At 69.5% G+C, this 17,482-nt stretch carries 17 protein-coding genes; 10 read left to right on the top strand and 7 right to left on the bottom strand.

The features are described from left to right. Positions 1 to 15 precede the first annotated feature (15 nt). Together CYL12_RS06355 and CYL12_RS06350 are read left to right on the top strand one after the other, a co-directional pair. Complete coding sequence (locus CYL12_RS06355; RefSeq protein ID WP_101846533.1) at positions 16 to 756, top strand: glycosyltransferase family 2 protein; 741 nt, start codon at positions 16 to 18, stop codon at positions 754 to 756. Further along, positions 753 to 1,136 (top strand): DUF2304 domain-containing protein, encoded by a 384-nt coding sequence (locus tag CYL12_RS06350; RefSeq protein ID WP_101846531.1) that lies wholly within the window; start codon positions 753 to 755, stop codon positions 1,134 to 1,136. The genes CYL12_RS06355 and CYL12_RS06350 overlap by 4 nt, the downstream gene beginning before the upstream one ends. 9 nt (positions 1,137 to 1,145) lie before the next feature. Here CYL12_RS06350 and CYL12_RS06345 read toward each other — a convergent pair whose 3' ends face one another. After that, positions 1,146 to 2,162, bottom strand: coding sequence for a glycosyltransferase (locus CYL12_RS06345; RefSeq protein ID WP_158297106.1), 1,017 nt, complete (start codon positions 2,160 to 2,162; stop codon positions 1,146 to 1,148). Between the two features lie 102 nt (positions 2,163 to 2,264). Between CYL12_RS06345 and CYL12_RS06340 the strand changes: the two genes are divergently transcribed. From CYL12_RS06340 to CYL12_RS06330, 3 genes are read left to right on the top strand one after another with little or no spacing between them, the layout of a single operon-like run. Then, entirely contained in the window at positions 2,265 to 3,215 is a 951-nt protein-coding gene (locus tag CYL12_RS06340; RefSeq protein ID WP_101846525.1) for a glycosyltransferase, read from the top strand. Then, a complete protein-coding gene (locus CYL12_RS06335; RefSeq protein ID WP_158297104.1) occupies positions 3,212 to 4,441 on the top strand; it encodes a polysaccharide biosynthesis protein in 1,230 nt (409 codons plus the stop codon). The genes CYL12_RS06340 and CYL12_RS06335 overlap by 4 nt, the downstream gene beginning before the upstream one ends. Further along, positions 4,438 to 5,172, top strand: a complete 735-nt coding sequence (locus CYL12_RS06330) for a glycosyltransferase (protein WP_286120452.1) — start codon at positions 4,438 to 4,440, stop codon at positions 5,170 to 5,172. The genes CYL12_RS06335 and CYL12_RS06330 overlap by 4 nt, the downstream gene beginning before the upstream one ends. On the opposite strand, the gene CYL12_RS06325 is transcribed toward CYL12_RS06330, so the two are convergent. Continuing rightward, positions 5,173 to 6,060, bottom strand: a complete 888-nt coding sequence (locus tag CYL12_RS06325; protein WP_101846518.1) for a glycosyltransferase family 2 protein — start codon at positions 6,058 to 6,060, stop codon at positions 5,173 to 5,175. A 151-nt stretch (positions 6,061 to 6,211) separates the two neighbouring features. On the opposite strand from CYL12_RS06325, the gene glf reads away from it, so the two are divergent. From glf to CYL12_RS06310, 3 genes are read left to right on the top strand one after another with little or no spacing between them, the layout of a single operon-like run. Further along, positions 6,212 to 7,348: a UDP-galactopyranose mutase gene (glf, locus tag CYL12_RS06320; RefSeq protein ID WP_101846516.1), complete on the top strand. Its 1,137-nt coding sequence runs from the start codon at positions 6,212 to 6,214 to the stop codon at positions 7,346 to 7,348. Between the two features lie 10 nt (positions 7,349 to 7,358). Further along, the gene (locus CYL12_RS06315; protein WP_101846514.1) at positions 7,359 to 8,177 is read left to right on the top strand and encodes an ABC transporter permease; all 819 of its coding nucleotides are present in this window, start codon (positions 7,359 to 7,361) and stop codon (positions 8,175 to 8,177) included. After that, on the top strand, positions 8,177 to 8,911 hold the full coding sequence (locus CYL12_RS06310; RefSeq protein WP_101846512.1) for an ABC transporter ATP-binding protein: 735 nt from the start codon (positions 8,177 to 8,179) through the stop codon (positions 8,909 to 8,911). Before CYL12_RS06315 ends, CYL12_RS06310 begins: the two co-directional genes overlap by 1 nt. 22 nt (positions 8,912 to 8,933) lie before the next feature. Here the strand turns inward: CYL12_RS06310 and CYL12_RS06305 are convergent, their stop codons facing one another. The 3 genes from CYL12_RS06305 to CYL12_RS06295 are packed head-to-tail and all read right to left on the bottom strand — an operon-like array spanning position 8,934 to position 12,411. After that, complete coding sequence (locus CYL12_RS06305) at positions 8,934 to 9,539, bottom strand: hypothetical protein (protein WP_233486851.1); 606 nt, start codon at positions 9,537 to 9,539, stop codon at positions 8,934 to 8,936. A 2-nt stretch (positions 9,540 to 9,541) separates the two neighbouring features. Beyond that, entirely contained in the window at positions 9,542 to 10,504 is a 963-nt protein-coding gene (locus CYL12_RS06300; protein WP_101846508.1) for a glycosyltransferase family 2 protein, read from the bottom strand. Beyond that, positions 10,501 to 12,411: a glycosyltransferase gene (locus CYL12_RS06295; protein WP_101846506.1), complete on the bottom strand. Its 1,911-nt coding sequence runs from the start codon at positions 12,409 to 12,411 to the stop codon at positions 10,501 to 10,503. Before CYL12_RS06295 ends, CYL12_RS06300 begins: the two co-directional genes overlap by 4 nt. Positions 12,412 to 12,559: 148 nt before the next feature. Between CYL12_RS06295 and galE the strand changes: the two genes are divergently transcribed. Next, positions 12,560 to 13,549, top strand: coding sequence for a UDP-glucose 4-epimerase GalE (gene galE / locus CYL12_RS06290; RefSeq protein ID WP_101846504.1), 990 nt, complete (start codon positions 12,560 to 12,562; stop codon positions 13,547 to 13,549). Positions 13,550 to 13,562: 13 nt separating this feature from the next. Here the strand turns inward: galE and CYL12_RS06285 are convergent, their stop codons facing one another. Beyond that, the gene (locus CYL12_RS06285; RefSeq protein ID WP_101846502.1) at positions 13,563 to 14,861 is read right to left on the bottom strand and encodes an O-antigen ligase family protein; all 1,299 of its coding nucleotides are present in this window, start codon (positions 14,859 to 14,861) and stop codon (positions 13,563 to 13,565) included. Then, positions 14,858 to 16,273: an O-antigen ligase family protein gene (locus tag CYL12_RS06280; protein WP_101846500.1), complete on the bottom strand. Its 1,416-nt coding sequence runs from the start codon at positions 16,271 to 16,273 to the stop codon at positions 14,858 to 14,860. The genes CYL12_RS06285 and CYL12_RS06280 overlap by 4 nt, the downstream gene beginning before the upstream one ends. A 68-nt stretch (positions 16,274 to 16,341) precedes the next feature. Between CYL12_RS06280 and manA the strand changes: the two genes are divergently transcribed. Beyond that, on the top strand, positions 16,342 to 17,469 hold the full coding sequence (gene manA, locus CYL12_RS06275) for a mannose-6-phosphate isomerase, class I (protein ID WP_101846498.1): 1,128 nt from the start codon (positions 16,342 to 16,344) through the stop codon (positions 17,467 to 17,469). Positions 17,470 to 17,482: the final 13 nt, after the last annotated feature.

Here is a 17,482-nt window from a genome sequence, read left to right as displayed (position 1 = left end):
CTCGGAGATCCTCACATGACCGTCAAGACGCGTGCGAACCGTGTCCTCGTCCTCGTGCCCGCGTGGAACGAGGAGCGGAGTGTCGCGACCACCGTCCGAGAGATCCGCTCCGCGTCGCCGCGGTACGACGTCGTCGTGATCGACGACGGCTCCACCGATGCCACGGCCGAGGCGGCACGGGAAGCCGGCGCCGCCGTGCTGTCGCTGCCGTTCAACCTCGGGGTCGGGGGAGCGATGCGCACCGGCTTCACCTACGCCGCGCGCGAAGGGTACGGCGCAGCCATCCAGGTGGACGCCGACGGACAGCACGATCCCGTCGACATCGAACGGGTGCTCGGCGGGCTTGAGCATGCGGACATCTCGATCGGCGCACGCTTCTCCGATGTCGGCGACTACTCGGTCCGCGGTCCGCGGCGCTGGGCCATGGTGTTCCTCGCCTCAGTGGTGTCACGCATCGCGAAGACGCGGCTCACCGATGTGACGAGCGGGTTCCGCGCCGCGAACGCACGAGCCATCGAGCAGTACGTGCGCTACTACCCCGCCGAGTACCTCGGCGACACGCTGGACTCCCTGGTCGCGGCGCTGCACGCCGGGCTGACGGTGACCCAGGTCGGGGTGGCGATGCGGCCGCGCGCTCACGGCAACCCCAGCCAAGGGCCCCTCGGGTCGACCGTCTACCTGCTGAGATCGGTGTTCGCGCTCCTGCTGGCTGCGATGCGGCGAACCGGCTCGCGGAAGGGAGAGCCCCGCGCATGATCGTCTTCGTCGGCATCGCACTCGCGGTCCTCATCCTCGTCGTCGTCCTGTGGATGCTCCTCACGCGCCGACTCCGCGAGAAGTACGCGGTGCTGTGGCTGATCATCGCCGTCTCGGTGCTGATCGTCGGGCTTTTCCCCGGGCTGCTGGCAGGGCTCACTGCCTTCCTCGGCGTGCAGGTGCCGTCGAACCTGCTCTTCGCGACCGCGATCCTCCTGCTCCTCGGCGTCGCCCTGCATCTCTCGTGGGAACTGAGCCAGGTCGAGGAGGAGACACGTCGGCTCGCGGAGGAGGCGGCGATCCTGCGGGCTCAGCTGGAGCGGCTGGAGCAGCGGACCTCGAGTCTCGAGGATCGGGCCGCCCCGGGCGACCGCCTCTGAGTCTCCGGCTCAGGAGTCGGTCGCGGCGATCGCGCGCCGGACGGCATTGCGGCCCCCGCTGATCGCGCCGCAGAACCAGCTCGCGCGATACTCCAGCGCAAAGCGGGGAGGAACGACGCCGCGCCTGCGCGCGACTCGGAGGAGGGCGGACGCCGCCCGGAAACGCCGGCGGTCCCCGAAGACACGATCGCGTCGGGCGTCCCTGCTCGTGTCCGGGATCCGTCGGGCAAGGGTGTCGACCATGAGCTGGCGCCACCCGACGTACGTCCAGAAGGTCATCCGGGCGACGGCGAGGGGCGAACGCGAGCCCTCGAAGCGCTCCGCCTGCTCGAGGACGTTGCGCACGGACCGGCGGAGGCTGCCGCCCCCGAGACGGCTCGGGTCGCCGAACACGTTGGCATCGTGCTGGACGTAGTCCTGCACCAGCTCGTCAACGATGCGAGTGCCGCGGTGAGCGGTGGCGACGACTGCGAGCCAGTGGTCATGGGTCGCCACCCTCGTCGATGCTCGAGGGAAGGGGAGAGCGGTCGTCAACAGCTCCGGCGCGAAGACGCACAGCGAGCCCGTGAACTCGTTGGACAGGAGGGTCAGAAGCGGGCCGTGATCGCGACGTGCGGTGCGACCGGTCTCCTCCTCGGAGGGATACGAGACGATCCGCGCCTGGCCGGAGACGAGGGAGACGTCGTCGAGGTGGGGGAGCAGGCGCTCGATCTTGTCCGAGTCCCAGCGGTCGTCCTGGTCGCACAGGGCGACCCATGCGCTGCGCGGGGACACGGCGCGGAGGCCGCGCTCGAAGTTGAGGTAGAAACCCAGCCGGGAGCCGTCGCCGACGATCCGGAAGCGTTCGTCCCCCTCGGTGATCTCTTCGACGAGCGCGGCGACGGGCGCGGGGTCACCGTCGACCGAGATCACGCATTCCCAGGCCGTCACGGACTGCGTGCGCAGAGAGGTGAGCTGGCGGCGGAACAGCTCCGGATCGGGGGAATAGGCGGCCAGCACGATGGTGCCGAACGGGGAGGTCGACACGAGAGGGCCTTCCGGGTCTGCGGGGTCGATCAGCGAATGAGGCTAGTCTAAAGGCGCCATGCTGGAGTCTCTGCTTTCCGTCCCTCGTCCGGTGCGCCTCGGATGAGCGCCTCGCGTGTCTGGGCTGTCTTCTCGACCTTCCGGCCCGGTGAGTCTGCGAGGGAGGCGGTCGCCTCGGTCGCCGCCCAGGTCGATGGGGTGATCGTCGTCGACGACGGTTCCGGCGCTGAGGCCGACGCCACGCTCTCCGCGCTCGCCTCGAACGGGATCACAGTGGTCCGCCGCCCGGCGAACGACGGCATCGCCGCGGCATTGAATGACGGCATCGTCAGGGCGCGGGAGGCCGGCGCGGAATTCGTGCTCACGTTCGACCAGGACTCGAGGATCGCGCAGGGTTTCGTTGCCGCGCTCCTGGCCGCACACGACGCCGCTGCGGCGGAAGGCGAGCGCGTCGGCGTCATCGTCCCGGAGTTCTTCGCCGGCGTGCGGCAGCAGCGAGGAGCGGAGGCGGTGTTCGGCGACGCGGCGAACGTGATCCAATCGGGGATGCTCATCCCCGCGCCCGTCATCGAGGCGGTCGGCGCGCTGCGCGAGGACTTCTTCATCGATCTCGTCGACACGGAGTTCGAGCTCCGGCTGCGTCGCCGCGGGTGGCGGGTCCTCGCGGCGGGAGGTGTGCGGATGGAGCACGCGCTCGGCACGAAATACCGGCGTGAACTGTTCGGGCGCACGCTGCGCCTCCCCGGCATCCCGCCGGAGATCACACTCAGCACCCCGTTCCGCTACTTCTACCGACTGCGGAACCGGATCGTGCTGAACAACGAGTACTTCCGCTCCGCGCCGCGTCAGATCGCCAGGGACACCCTCCTCGACGTCATCCACTTCGTCAACGCCCTGTGGGTCGCGCGACCGCGGCGCGCACTGCTGCGGGTGTATCGCGCTGCCGTCGTCGCTGCGCTCCGCGGCCGGATGGGACGGATGCCGCAGGCGCTCGCCCCTGTCGCCGGGGAGATCCGGTGGACCGCGCCGGTCGTCGAGGCGGAGTCGGTGTGAGCGGCGCCGTCCGCACCGCGGCCGGCCGCCTGAGCGGCTTCACCGTCTCGGTCGGGGTCGTCACGCTCATCGGCATCATCTCGATCCCGCTCCTCACGGCCTCTCTCGGGAAGACCACGTGGGGCACACTCGCTCTCATCCAGACCGTCTCGCAGTTCGGCGGGATCCTGGTCGCCTTCGGGTGGGGGGCGACCGGAGCCGCGACGGTGGCGGGCATCCCGCGGGCCGGCCGACAGGCCTTCTACCGCACGTCGCTGCGGGCGCGTGCCCTGCTCTACCTGCTCGTGATGCCGGTGATCGCCGTGATCCTCGCGCTCCTCACACGCGGGGATCTCCTCGTCTCGGTGCTCGGCGCGGCGGTGTACCTGCTGCCGAACCTCGGGGCGGCCTGGTACTTCACGGGCGAGGGGAGGCCGATGCGCCTCCTGCTCTGCGACACGCTGCCCACGGTTCTCGGTACGGTCGCCGGCATCGTCGGCGCCGTCGCCACCGGTCAGCTCTGGGTCTATCTCGTCGCCCAGGGCGTCGGCTTCATCGGTGCCGTTGTCATCGATGCAGTGACCGTCCTGCGGGGCTCCTCGGCCTCGGCGGAAACCCCGGTGCCGCTCCGCGTTGCGCTGGGCGGGCAGCGGCACGCCGTCTCCGCCACGCTCGTCAGCGGCCTCTACGTGACTCTGCCGATGGTCGCCGTCCAGGCGTTCCTGCCCGCCCTGCAGCCGATGTACGCGTTCGCCGACCGTCTGTTCAAGTACGCGTCGATCGCGCTGCTGCCCATCCAGCAGTTCTTCCAGAGCTGGGTGCCCGACCCGGAGGCGGACTACCGGCATCGCGCCCGGGTCGCGACCGCGGCCGCCGTGGTCATCGGGATCATCGGGGGCGCGTGCATCGCCGTCCTGAGCCCGTGGGCATCGACGATCCTCTCGGTCGGCCGGATCACGGTCCCCTGGGAGGTGTCGCTGCCCCTCGGCGTCGCCTTCGTGGGCATCGCCACGGCGGCCATCGTCGGGTACGCGTGCCTGGTGGTCGTCGGGCGAGTACGCGCGCTGGCGGTCTCGACGCTCATCGGAGCGCTCGTCGGGGCCCCTCTCATCCTGCTCTTCGCCGCGGTCGGGTCCGTTCCGGCCGTGGCGTGGGCCGTGGCGGTGTCGGAGCTGTGCGTGGCGGGGTACCAGGTGCTTGTGCTTCGCGCCGAGCTGCGGCGAGAAGCGAAGGAGGTCGCGCCGTGACGGAGATCCGGGTGAGCGTCTGTATGGCGACGTACAACGGGGAGCGGTTCCTCGCTCCGCAGGTCGAGTCGATCCTCGCCGAGTTGGAGCCGCAGGACGAGCTGGTCGTCGTCGACGACGCCTCGACGGACGGCACGACACGGGTGTTGGAGCGCTTCAACGATCCGCGGATCCACGTGCACGCTCACGCGGAGAACCGCGGCTACGTCCGCACCTTCGAGGAGGCCATGGGGCGGGCGACGGGGGACGTCGTGATGCTGTCCGATCAGGACGATGTCTGGATTCCCGGCCGGCGAGCGCTCTTCGTCTCCGCGCTCCAAGACTCCGCCGTGGCGGCGTCGAACCTCGTGCTGCTCGGCTCCGACGACCCGCTCCCCAACCCGCTGACCCGGCGCCCCTGGCGTCTGCGGGCCGCCTGGTCGCGGCAGGGTGTCCGCAATGCGCTGCGGATCCTCGCCGGGATGGCGCCGTACTACGGGTGTGCCATGGCGGTCCGGCGCGATGCGATCGAGCGGGTGCTCCCGTTCCCGGCGTACCTCGACGAGAGCCACGACCTCTGGCTCGCACTCTTCGGCAATGCCCACGGCACGATGAGGCATATCGAGACGGCGACGATCCGGCGTCGGATCCACGACACGAACGCCTCTCCCTCCCGCCCGCGGGGGATCACGCAGGTGCTTCGGGCCAGGGTGATGCTGCTGCGGGCCTGGATCTCCGCGCGTCGGCGCTGATCAGCGGAGGATGTGCGCCCAGAGCGCGCGACGCCCCTCGGCGTCCCCGTGGCGGAGGACCGTCGGAACCGTCGTCAGCGCGTGCAGCCGTGCGAACAGCCGCGCCCGCGCGGCGCGCGCGGTGGTCCTCCAGCCGCGCTCGTCCGCGCGCCGCGCCGTCTCGAGGAAGAACCGGCGGTCGTCCCGGAAGCGGGAGCCGTCGAGGATCGCCTTCTGCGAGGCGCTCGCGCTGTGCCGACGGTAGGCGAAGACCTGATCTTCGATCACCACGAGCGACCCTCCGGCGAAGGCGATGTCCAGAAGGATGGCCAGATCGAGAACGATGGGGAGATCGTCGCGGAAATCATGGGCACGGATGGCTTCCGTGCGGAACACGAGCGACGGCCAGTAGAGCCAGTTCCCTCGGGTGAGGCTCGTCGCGAGGCGCTCTCCGGTCAGCTCGACATCGCCGGAGCGGGTGTCCGGTCGGAGCAGGCGTTGCTTCACGCGGTCGACGAGCGGCAGCGCAGGCGCGCCGTTCTCGTCGATGACGCGGACCCCCGGCTGGAAGACGGCGGCATCGGGATGACGGGCGATTGCGGCTCGGACGGCGGCGACGTAGCCCGGAAGCAGCAGGTCGTCGCTGCCGAGCACGACCAGATGCTCGGCGTCCGCGAGACGCACGCTCTCGCGGAAGTTCTCGATGATGCCGACGTTCTCGTCGTGGCGCAGGTAACGGATGCGCGGGTCGTCGAGACGGGCGAAGGAGGCCGCGACCGCCGGGTCGGGGTAGGCGTCGTCGATCACCGTGAGACGCCAGTCGCTGTCGTTCTGCGCGCGTACGGACTCCACCGTCTGGCGCAGCAGCGCGGGATCGCCCCAGAAGGGCAGCATGATATCTATCGTCATCGTCCCTTCAGCATACGAAGAGAGGGCGCGGGCGGACGCCGCTGACCGGTGCCGACGGTGGTCACGGGTAGCATGGGAGGGCCAACGGCTGCCTCCAACGGGCTGCCGCGACGGGTCCCCGGCTGGGGCTCCAGACAGGAAAGAATCACGCATGGACCTCCTCATCGTCGGCTCCGGCTTCTTCGGCCTCACCATCGCCGAGCGCGCCGCGGAAGCGGGCCGTAAGGTGACCGTCATCGACCGCCGCTCGCACATCGGCGGCAACGCCTACAGCGAGGCCGAGCCGGAGACCGGGATCGAGGTGCACCGCTACGGCGCGCACCTGTTCCACACGTCGAACGCGACGGTGTGGGAGTACGTCAACCGCTTCACGTCGTTCACGAACTACGTGCACCGGGTCTACACGACGCACAAGGGCGTCGTGTTCCCCATGCCGGTGAACCTCGGAACGATCAACCAGTTCTTCCAGGCGGCATACACCCCCGACGAAGCTCGCGCTCTCGTCAAGGAACAGGCCGGCGAGTTCGACGCGAAGTCTGCGACGAACTTCGAGGAGAAGGGCATCGCTCTCGTCGGGCGCCCCCTGTTCGAGGCGTTCTTCCGCGACTACACCGCGAAGCAGTGGCAGACCGACCCGCAGAAGCTCTCCGGCGACATCATCAGCCGCCTCCCCGTGCGCTACACGTACGACAACCGGTACTTCAACGACACCTGGGAGGGCCTGCCCACAGACGGCTACACCGCGTGGCTGGAGCGCATGGCCGATCATCCGAACATCGAGGTGAAGCTCGGCGTGGACTACTTCGACGAGTCCCAGCCCCTGAGCAAGAAGGCGACCGTCGGTCAGGTCCCCGTCGTGTACACGGGCCCCGTCGACCGGTACTTCGATTATGCGGAGGGGGCGCTGAGCTGGCGCACGCTCGATTTCGAGCAGGAGGTGCTCGACGTCCGCGATTTCCAGGGCACGAGCGTCATGAACTACCCGGACATGGACGTGCCCTACACCCGGATCCATGAGTTCAAGCACTTCCACCCGGAGCGCAAGGACGTCTACGAGTCCGACAAGACCGTCATCATGCGGGAGTTCTCGCGCTTCGCTGAGCGCGATGACGAGCCGTACTACCCGGTGAACACCCCGACCGACCGTGAGGGCCTGCTGGCCTACCGCGAGCTCGCGAAGGGGGAGAAGGACGTGCACTTCGGAGGCCGCCTCGGCACCTACCAGTACCTCGACATGCACATGGCCATCGGGTCGGCGCTGTCGCTCTGGAACAACACTCTCTCCTAGACTCGGAACCGTGAGTCACGCTGCTGTCGGGGCGCCCGGGACGCCCCGGCGCTATCTGCATTCGCTGTGGCTGCTGTCCGCCCGCGACCTCAAGGTCCGGTATGCGACCAGCTTCCTCGGCTACCTGTGGTCGGTCCTCGATCCGCTGGTGATGAGCGCGATCTACTGGTTCGTCTTCACCCAGGTGTTCCGGCGCGACGTCGGCGAGGAGCCGTACATCATCTTCCTCATCAGCGCGCTGTTGCCGTGGGTATGGTTCAACAGCTCGGTGTCGGACTTCACCCGCGCGTTCAAGAAGGACGCGCGACTCGTCCGCTCGACGTCGATCCCCCGCTCGATCTGGGTCAACCGCATCGTGCTCAGCAAGGGCATGGAGTATCTGTTCTCGCTGCCGGTCCTGGTGCTGTTCATCGTCGTCAACCTGCTGTTCGAGAGCCATGCCGACCAGGTCGTGCAGATCGGCTGGGGCGTGCTGTGGCTGCCGGTCGCCGTGCTCATGCAGACGGTGCTGCTCGTCGGCCTCGGCCTGCTCGTCGCGCCGCTGTGCGTGCTGTATACGGACCTCGAGCGCACGACCGCCCTCATCCTGCGGGCGATGTTCTACGCGACGCCGATCATCTACAACGTCACCGACCTCCCGGGGATCTTCCAGACCCTCGGCGCTTTCAACCCGCTCGCCGGCATCTTCATGCTCTACCGCATGCCGTTCTTCCCCGACCAGTGGAATCCCTTCACGCTCACGGTGAGCGTCGTGATGTGCTTGCTCATCCTCGCGCTGGGCGTCTGGGCGTTCCGTCGCCTCGAGCGTCCCGTCCTGAAGGAGCTGTGATGGACGCCGCGATCGACGTGCAGGGCCTCGGGGTCCGCTTCCGACGCAACCGCCGGGGGCGGCGCAGCTTCAAGGACCTCTTCGCCGGGGCGTCCCGTCGTTCGCGCCCTGGCGAGTTCTGGGCGCTTCGCGACGTCTCGTTCACCGTGCAGCCGGGGGAGTCCATCGGTGTCGTCGGTCGCAACGGGCAGGGGAAGTCGACGCTGCTCCGCCTCGTGGCCGGCGTCCTGCTCCCTGACGAAGGCACCGTGAGCGTGAACGGCGGCGTCGCCCCGCTCATCGAGATCACCGGCGGGTTCGTCGGCGACCTGACGGTCCGCGAGAACGTCCGGCTCACCGCCGGACTGCACGGCATGTCGAAGGACGAGGTCGCCCGCCGGTACGACGACATCATCGCTTTCGCCGAGCTTGCCGGCTTCGAGGAGACACCCTACAAGCACCTCTCGAACGGCATGAAGGTGCGTCTGGCATTCTCCGTCGTCTCCCAGCTCGACGAGCCCATCCTGCTCGTCGACGAGGTCCTCGCCGTCGGGGACAAGGCCTTCAGAGAGAAGTGCTACAAGCGCATCGACGAGCTGCTCGCGGACGGCCGCACGCTGTTCTTCGTCAGCCACAACGAGCGCGACCTGCGCCGGTTCTGCACCAGGGGACTGTATCTGGATCGCGGCACCCTCGCTCTGGACGGCCCGATCAACGAGGTGCTCGACCGCTACAACGCGGACTACTCCATCTGACGCCGCGCGCCGATCCGGGGCGTCAGAGCCCGACGAGATCCCGCAGGTCCGCCGCGGCGGAGCGCGCGCCGTCGATAGCCCCGGAGACACCGGACCCGCTCTCGATCGCCGAGCGCAGCGTCGTGAGCCGCTGGGCGTAGGCCTCGACGCCGGAGAGCCAGGAGTCCTGTATGGAGGACGGGGGCAGGGCGTCGCCGAGCCGCTGGGCGTCCTCTTGCAGCGAGTCCACGACGGGGAGAGCATCCTGACCGCTCGCCCCGGCGATGATGTCGAGGCCGCGGTCGGCGGAGTTGAGCCACCCGGACACCTTGTCGCGGAACACGTCGACCGTGGGGTCGCCGACCGGAGGCGCTGTGGTGATCGGTGTCGGTTCCGGTGCCGGCGTCGCGGGCGCGGTCGACGTGGAAGTCGGCGAGGGATCGGGCGTCTCGGACGCGCCGGCGGTCGGAGATGGACTCGCACTCCCGACAGGCGCGGGTCCGCCGTCCCGGGGCAGCACGAAGAACAGCACGAGCGCGATGATCGCGACCGCGGCAACGCTCAGCCCGACGATCACCCACACCCGACCGGTGCGCTTCGGCGCGGGGGGAAGCGGTGCCCACCGCACCTCCGGCTGCTGTTCGTCCATCGTCACGCCTCCAGAGGGCTCATCGGCTCCCACGTGCGGTCGCGCCCGATGCGCCCGCCGTCCCGGAGACCACGGAACAGGTTGCTCGTGCCGCGCACCGTGCGCTCGACGAAGACGAGACGGATCAGCTCCTTGAAGAACGTGGCGGTCGTCCCGAGGCCGAAGAGCACGGGATTGTAGACGCCGTGCACGCGGTAGTACTGCTTGATGAAAGCGCGGTTGCGCATGATGTAGTAGCGATACGCGTTGCTCGACGCGTTCATGTGCCGGATGCCCATGTCCCACTGCTTGATCTCGCGGGTACGGCGGAGGACGAACTCGTCCACGATGACGGCGGTGGTGAGCCGTGAGGCCAGCCAGCCGTACATCTGGTCGTCCCAGTAGATGAAGAACCGGGGGTCGGGGAGACCGATCTGCTTCACGATCGAGCGATGGATGAACATGCCCTCGAAGCAGCCGCTGTTCATCTCCTTGTAGCCGGAGGAGTCGAAGCCGGCCGGTGCGAAGGGAATCGGGATCCCCATCCGCTCCGCGATACGGTACTGCCAGTAGAACTCGCTGCCGTCGTAGTCATAGCGTCGGCCCTGGATGCTCTTGAACCGGGGGGCCCAGGCCCCCATGCGGGCGAGGCCGTCCGGCAGGACCTCCACGTCGTCGTCCATCATCCAGATCCACTCCGCGCCGAGATCGTAGGCGGTGCGCATGCCCTCGCTGAAGCCACCGGATCCGCCCGTGTTCACGTCGAGCCGGCGATAGACGATCTCCGTGCCGATGTCGTCCCGGAAAGACTCGACGACGTCCGTGGTGTCGTCCGAGGAAGCGTTGTCGATCACGACGACGCGACCCGGTTTCGGGTCCATCGCCGTGATGCTCGTCAGCAATCCCGACAGCAGGTGCGACCGGTTGAAGGTCACGATGACGATCGCCGTGCTCGCCGGGTCGAACACGGGGGTCTCGACGGTCATGCCTTCTCCTCGAAGATCTGCTGCCAGGAGGACGGCGAGACGAGCTCGGGCAGCGCCTCCCGATACTGCCGCTGGAGCTCGGGCCACCGTCGGCGCAACTCGGCGTGCAGGCGGACCGTCTCGAGCAGCATCCGGCGGTACTTGGCGCGATCGCGCGTGTAGATGTTCTTCCCGGAGCCGTCCGCGGCGCTGACGAGCGCGCTGTCGAAGTGCGGCACCCGCCACCAGTGCGCGTCGTCCTTGCCGAACTCGACCTCGGGCTGGGCGACGTTCGCGGGGTCCGGTCGATGCATCCAGTGCGACAGCAGCGTCCGCAGGGTGAACACACGGAGCCGCAACCCGGTGGGGCTGTCGTACTCGTGCCGCCGCAGCCGCTTGTAGACCTGGCGCCCGTGCCGGGAATGCAGGACCCGGGCGGGATCGCGGTGGATCACCGTCTCCGGATACTCGGCGGCCATGGCTCGTGCGGCCGGCATCGCGGTGGCCAGGTTCCGGCGCATGTGGTCGGGGCCGGAGAGCACGTCGCGCAGCGCCTTCGCTCGCAGCGCCACGGGATAGTACTGCATCATCATGAGGTGCTTGAGGTCCACCCGGCGGCTGTGCACGAGGAGGCGGCCGCCGCGCGGCGCGTTCGAGTGCAGGAGGCCGGCGACGATGCGGTTGCGGGCGTGGAAGTAGGCCTGCCAGTCGATCGAGTCGTCCTTGTTGACCCAGGAGACGTGCCAGAGGGCGACGCCGGGCATCGATACGGTCGGGAAGCCCGCTTCCCCCGCGCGAAGGCAGAACTCCGCATCGTCCCACTTGATGAAAGCGGGGAGCGACAGCCCGACCTGACGGACAGCGTCGAGCGGGATGAGGCACATCCACCAGCCGTTGTAGTCGGCGTCCATCCGCATGTGCAGCAGGGTCGACTGGCGAAGGTTCGACGCGCCGAAGTCGTGCGGCATCTTCTCCTGGTAGAGATTGCGCCACATGAACGGCCCCTCGTCGACGACCTCGGCCCAGCCGTGCAACTTGGGCCGGTCGAGGAGGTCGAACATGTGCCCCCCGACGAGGACCGGCGTGGTCGCATACTGGCCGAACACGATGGAGCGACGCAGCGACTCCGGCTCGATGCGCACGTCGTCGTCGAGGAGCTGGACGAAGTCGCTCTCCGGACGCTGAAGGGATTCGTGCATCGCCCGGGCGAAGCCGCCCGACCCGCCGAGGTTGCCCTGGCGGATCACCTGGAGTGTCTCCCCGAGTCGCTCGGCGACCTCGGCATAGCCGTCCTGGTCCGCGACGAGCTGGGTGCCCTGGTCGACGAGGAAGATGCGGTCGACGAACTCCAGGGCATCGGGGGAGGAGGCGAGGGCGCGCAGCGTCTCCACACAGTAGTCGGGCTTGTTGTAGGTGGTGATCCCGAGCGACGCCTTGCCCGTGCGAGCGGGTTCCTGCTCGGTGGTCCACTCCGCGCCCTCGAGCACGGCAGGCTTCTCGTCGGCGACGATGTCGAACCAGATCCAGCCCCCGTCGCTGTACTGCGTGAGGTCGAGGTCGAAGGCCGTCGCCGCCTCGCCGGTGACCTCGCGGGTCGCTACGCGCTGGCGCACACCCGAGCCGTTGGAGCGGTACACGAGGATGGTCGCCGGACCCGTGGTCCGGACCGTGAGCCGCACCTCGCGGACACTCGTCCAGTGCTGCCAGTAGGAGGCGGGGAAGGCGTTGAAGTAGGTACCGAGGGAGACGCGGCGCCCGGCCACGATCCGCGCCCGGTGGCGGCCGAGGATGTTGCCGAGGTGCGCCCGGCTGGAGACCCGGACCGGCTCCTCCTCGATCACGGACCACGTCTCCGGGTCGGCGTACAGCGGGAGCAGGTCGGGGTCGCGATCGAGCGGGAAGACGACATTCTGAAGGACGTGGGCCACAGGGAGGTTCTCCGTTGTTGGTGCCGCGGCCGCTGCCGATGGGCAGCGCGGGGACTCGACGAGCCGTGAGTAGCCTACCGTTGGTCGCCTGCGGATCTGCGGAGAGCCGCTGGCGGCGCGCTCGACCCGCCTGGCTAGACTGGCCGCGATGAAGGTACTGATCACCGGCGGGGCCGGCTACATCGGATCGACGGTGGCGACGGCATGCATCGAGGCCGAGATCGACGTCGTGCTCCTCGACGATCTCTCCACGGGCCTCGCCGCTTTCGGCGAGGGGCGTGACCTCTACGTCGGCGACATCGCCGACGCGGCGGTCCTCGACCGCCTGCTCGCGGACCACCCCGATATCGACGCCGTCGTGCACTGCGCCGCGCGTGTGGTCGTGCCGGATTCGGTCGCCGATCCGCTCGGGTACTACGACAGCAACGTCGGCAAGACGATCACGCTGTTCCGCCGCCTCCGCGACGCCGGCATCGCCCGTATCGTTTTCAGCTCCTCCGCCTCGATCTACGCGGGGGAGGCGGGTGACGGGGTCGACGAGGAAGGCCGCATCGCCCCGGCCAGCCCCTATGCCACCACCAAGGCCATGGTCGAGCAGATCCTCGCGGACGCGGCCGCCGCCGGCGACTTCCGGGCGATCGCCCTCCGCTACTTCAACCCGATCGGTGCAGACCCGAAGCTGCGCACGGGGCTGCAGAACCCCACACCGTCGCACGCGCTCGGCAAGATCATGCAGGCCCGCGCAGCCGGTGCCCCCTTTACGATCACGGGGACGGACTGGCCGACGAGGGATGGGTCCGGCCTGCGGGACTATGTGCACGTCTGGGATCTGGCGCTGGCTCATGTTGCCGCGATCACGCGCTTCGATGACGTCACGACGGCGGACCAGCCGTACCAGGTGATCAACCTCGGCACCGGAGACGGCGTCACGGTGCGCGAGCTCGTGCAGGCCTTCGAGCGGGTGACAGGTGCGCCGCTGACGGTCGTCGAGACGGATCGTCGCCCGGGAGACCAGGCCGGGGCCTACGCGATCGTGGGCCGGGCACGTGAGGTGCTGGGGTGGCGCGCGGAGCGTTCCGTCGACGACGGCGTGCGCGACGCGCTCGCCTGGGCGGAGAAGCTCCCCACCGTCCGCTGACCGCGCGTCGGCGTCACTCCTGCGGGCGCAGGGTGGGAATGGCACCCGTGTGCGCCGCGTCGATGTTCTCGCGCCACGACCGGGACTGACCGGCGCGCAGGGCGCAGAGCGCGAGCATGAACCAGCCGGCGCCGACCAGGGTGAAGCTCTCGAACATCGAGTCCACCGCGAGGGTGACGAGCGTGATCGGGGTCCAGGCGTAGACCACCGACCGACGGACGCTCGCGACCAGCCACGAGCGGATCAGCGCGATGCCGCCGAGCAGCAGGAACAGCACCAGTCCGGCGGCGCCCAGCTGCAGCAGCACGTCGAAGAAGGCGTTCAACGCGCTCTGGTGCCGGTCGTCGAGCTGGAAGTTGATGAACGTGAAAGGGTACTCGCCTCGAGCCCAGTCGCCGAACCAGCCCCACCCGGTGATCGGCTTCACCGCGACGAAGTCGAGGATCATGTTCCACAGCTCGGCCCGCATGGAGAAGTCGGAGCCGGCGTCGAGCAGCGCGATGATCTGATGACGCAGCGCGAACGCGATGGTGAGGGCGAGGGCGACGAGGATGCCCAGCGCCCACTGGACCAGGTTGCGGCGTGCCGGAGCGGTGTGGCGGACGATGGTGAGCGCGACCGTCACGATGCCGACGGCCACCGCCAGCACGAGCACCGTCGGTGAGGCGGACAGGAACGCCAAGCCGCCGGCGAGGGCGACCGAGACGACGGCGAGCGGCGGATCGACGGATTGGGTGCGCCACTCGATGACGAACGTGATGAGGGCGAGGACCGCGATGAAGCCGAGCATGTTGCGGCTGCCGAAGAGGCCCTGCACAGGGCCGCCCGCGGCGAGGTTCCCCTGGATGTCGAGGAAGGCGAAGGGGAGGTCGAGGAGGACGCCGGAGAGGATTTCCACGCCGAGGGAGACGCCGAGGAGCACGCGGAGCGTGTCGCCCAGTGCGCGGACGGTCTGCAGGGTGTCGCGGATATGCCCGATGGTGATGGCGAGGAACGCGTAACCGAAGAGCGAGAGCCACCCGAAGACCGTGTCGGAGCGGTCGGTCGTCCACAGCAGGCTCACGAGCGCCCAGACCAGGAAAGCCAGCAGTGAGGACGGCGCGATGCGGAGCGGCGACAGCTCCTCCCGGCGCACCCAGAGGATCGCGGCGCCGAGGAGACACAGAGCCGTGATGACGGTGGCGAGCGTGACCTCGGACGTCATCCTCCCGATGGCGAAGGACCCGAACACGGCGATCAGCGCCGCGAGCGTGAACGCCCTGGCCATCTCCGCCGAGCCGAGCAGGCGGACGAGCGGTCGCCCCGTCGTCACGGCACCCGCCGCGGAGCCGTACCGCGCTCGAACACGAGGTCGCGCTCGCCGACGCCGACGAGGGGTACCGACTTGAGCTTGAACGACAGGAGTACGAGGAGCAGCCAGCCCCAGAGCATGATGGGGGTGGACTCCGTGAGCCCCTGCACCAGCAGCACCACGGTGAACAGACTGGGCAGCAGGGTGAGCGGCGAGTACGGGCGCCGGGCGTCGAGATCCCACCGCGGGCGGTCCACCGCGAAGAACCAGGAGCGCCAGAGCAGGCTGCCGTACGCCACGGCCATCAGCACCAGACCGATGACGCCGAGCTGCAGCAGCACGTCCAGCCACATGTTGTGGGCGTGGAAGACGGTGATCCCGTGGTCGACGATCCAGCCGTCGAAGGCCGGGTCGTCGGGCACCCAGGGGCTGGAGAACCCGTTGCCGATGATCGGGTGCTCACCGACGCGTCCGAGGACCTTCGCCCAGATCTTGTCGGAACGGCCGGTGAGGTCGGCGCTGCGGCCGAGGAGTCCGAGGAGTGGCTCGCGCAGCAGCCAGACGGCGAGGGCGCCGACGGCGGTCGCCCCGATCGCGACGACGTAGATCCGGGTGCGCGCGGTGGGCGTGGTCGCACGGCGCATGAGCAGCGCGACCACGAGGACCACGGCGGCAGCGGCGGCACACGCGAGCGCGGTCGCGGAAGCGGTGCGGACGAGGAAGTACGCCGCGAGGAGCATCCACAGTGCGAGCGTCGTCCGCCAGCGGACCCTCGCCGCGAAGAGCACGCCGAACGTGATCAGTGCGAACAGGGAGACGATGCCGAGCAGATTCGCGTTGCCGAGGATGCCCTGGATGCGCCCCCCGTCGAAGAGGTTGTCGCGGACCCAGTACCACTGGGGGTCGATCCTGCCGTCGGGGAGGTCGACGAAGTTCGGTAGCAGCGGGCCGTGCAGAACCAACGACACCCACAGCTCGAGCGCGAGGGAGAGCCCGAGGATCCATTTGAAGGCGGACGACAGGGCACGCACGATCTCCTGCCACGTGAGGACGTGCGCGATGAACAGTCCGTTCACGGTGACGGCGGCGAGGAGCACGCCCGTGGCGACGGTGGGCACGCGCCAGTGCGACCAGGCGACGGAGAGGAGGGCGAGAGCCGTGTAGCCGACGGCCGCCCAGGGCAGCCGTCGCCAGCGGAACGCCTGCGGGCGCTTCCGGGCGAGCATCGGCACGCCGATCGCGAGGGTGGCCGCGCTGAAGAGCGCGAGCACGACGGCGGCCCCGATCTCGCCGAGCAGGTTGTACACCGCCGAGTGGGCGAACGCCACGAAGAGGACGGCGATGACGTACCCGCGCAGCAGGAGGTGCCCCGTCGATTCGCGCTCCGGCGCGGTGGGCGGGGCGGCCACGGGGTGCTTGGTGTACTGGGCCATCGCGACTCAGGCTACCTCGACGGGCGCCGATCCCACCTGTGCGTCGCGTCGGGCTCTACGCTGGGGGCATGCTGCGCAGCCTCACCAACGTGCCCCGTGACTACGCCTGGGGATCGCCCTCGCTCCTCGCCGAGCTGGAAGGGCGCACGCCGACGGGCGCTCCGGAGGCCGAGGTGTGGTTCGGCGACCACCCGGGCGACCCGGCGGACGTGGCGGGCGGTGGAACGCTGGACGAGGTGACGGGGGGCACGCTGCCGTATCTGCTGAAGCTGCTCGCGGCGGCCCGACCGCTGTCGATCCAGGTGCACCCGACGAGGGAGCAGGCACGCGAGGGCTGGGCGCGCGAGAGTGCGCTACCGCTCGACGATCCGCGGCGGAACTACCGCGACGACAACCACAAGCCGGAGCTCATCGTCGCCCTCAGCGACCGCTTCGAGTCGCTCAGCGGTCTGCGTCCGGTCGCCGACACCGTGCGCCTGCTCGACGCGCTCGAGGTCGGGCCGGGGGTGCGGACTCTGCGGGAGCGGCTCGCGGGCGAAGAGGACCCGCTCGGGGACGCGATCGGCTGGCTGCTCGGCGGCGGAGCGCAGAGCGAGGTGGAGGAGATCATCGCCGCCGTCGTCGACGCGGCTGCCGGCGCAGCGGGGGAGGAGTACCCGGCCCTGCGCGCGGTGTCCGCGATCGCCGAGACCTCGCCGGGCGACCCGGGGGTCGTCGTCGCCCTGCTCATGAACCATCTCGTGCTGCACCGCGGCGAGGGCGTCTTCCTGCGCGCAGGGCTGCTGCACGCGTACCTCTCCGGCCTGGGGGTGGAGATCATGGCCGCGAGCGACAACGTGCTCCGCGGCGGTCTGACGCCCAAGCGCATCGATGTCCCCGAGCTCCTCGCGGTGCTGGACACCACGCCGGGAGAGGTGCCGGTGCTGCGCCCCTCGGGCGATGAGGCCGTGACGGCGTACCCGGTGCCCGTGCCGGACTTCGCGCTGCGCCGAGTCCGCCTCGACGACGCGTCGATCACACTGGACGTGGACGGCCCGACCATGGTGCTGGCCACCGCCGGCTCCGTCCGCGTGACGGCGGAGTCCGGCGCCGAGACCGCCGTGCCGATCGGGACAGCCGCGTTCGCCGACGTGGCGGAGCGCACGCTGACGCTGTCGGGACCGGGCGAGGCCTTCGTCGCCGGGCCCGGCCGCTGAGCTCCAGGACGAC

Source organism: Zhihengliuella sp. ISTPL4 (assembly GCF_002848265.1).
In the GTDB taxonomy this organism is placed as follows: Bacteria; Actinomycetota; Actinomycetes; order Actinomycetales; family Microbacteriaceae; genus Microbacterium.
Note: the sequence above shows the minus strand (reverse complement) of the source record. Positions and strands in the feature narration are given on the sequence as shown.

Excerpts from the sequence above, each read along its gene's own strand:
- CYL12_RS06355 (WP_101846533.1), top strand. The coding sequence starts at position 16 with ATGACCGTCAAGACGCGTGCGAACCGTGTCCTCGTCCTCGTGCCCGCG.
- CYL12_RS06350 (WP_101846531.1), top strand. The coding sequence starts at position 753 with ATGATCGTCTTCGTCGGCATCGCACTCGCGGTCCTCATCCTCGTCGTC.
- CYL12_RS06340 (WP_101846525.1), top strand. The coding sequence starts at position 2,265 with ATGAGCGCCTCGCGTGTCTGGGCTGTCTTCTCGACCTTCCGGCCCGGT.
- CYL12_RS06325 (WP_101846518.1), bottom strand. The coding sequence starts at position 6,060 with ATGACGATAGATATCATGCTGCCCTTCTGGGGCGATCCCGCGCTGCTG.
- glf (WP_101846516.1), top strand. The coding sequence starts at position 6,212 with ATGGACCTCCTCATCGTCGGCTCCGGCTTCTTCGGCCTCACCATCGCC.
- CYL12_RS06310 (WP_101846512.1), top strand. The coding sequence starts at position 8,177 with ATGGACGCCGCGATCGACGTGCAGGGCCTCGGGGTCCGCTTCCGACGC.
- CYL12_RS06305 (WP_233486851.1), bottom strand. The coding sequence starts at position 9,539 with ATGGACGAACAGCAGCCGGAGGTGCGGTGGGCACCGCTTCCCCCCGCG.
- CYL12_RS06300 (WP_101846508.1), bottom strand. The coding sequence starts at position 10,504 with ATGACCGTCGAGACCCCCGTGTTCGACCCGGCGAGCACGGCGATCGTC.
- galE (WP_101846504.1), top strand. The coding sequence starts at position 12,560 with ATGAAGGTACTGATCACCGGCGGGGCCGGCTACATCGGATCGACGGTG.
- CYL12_RS06280 (WP_101846500.1), bottom strand. The coding sequence starts at position 16,273 with ATGGCCCAGTACACCAAGCACCCCGTGGCCGCCCCGCCCACCGCGCCG.
- manA (WP_101846498.1), top strand. The coding sequence starts at position 16,342 with ATGCTGCGCAGCCTCACCAACGTGCCCCGTGACTACGCCTGGGGATCG.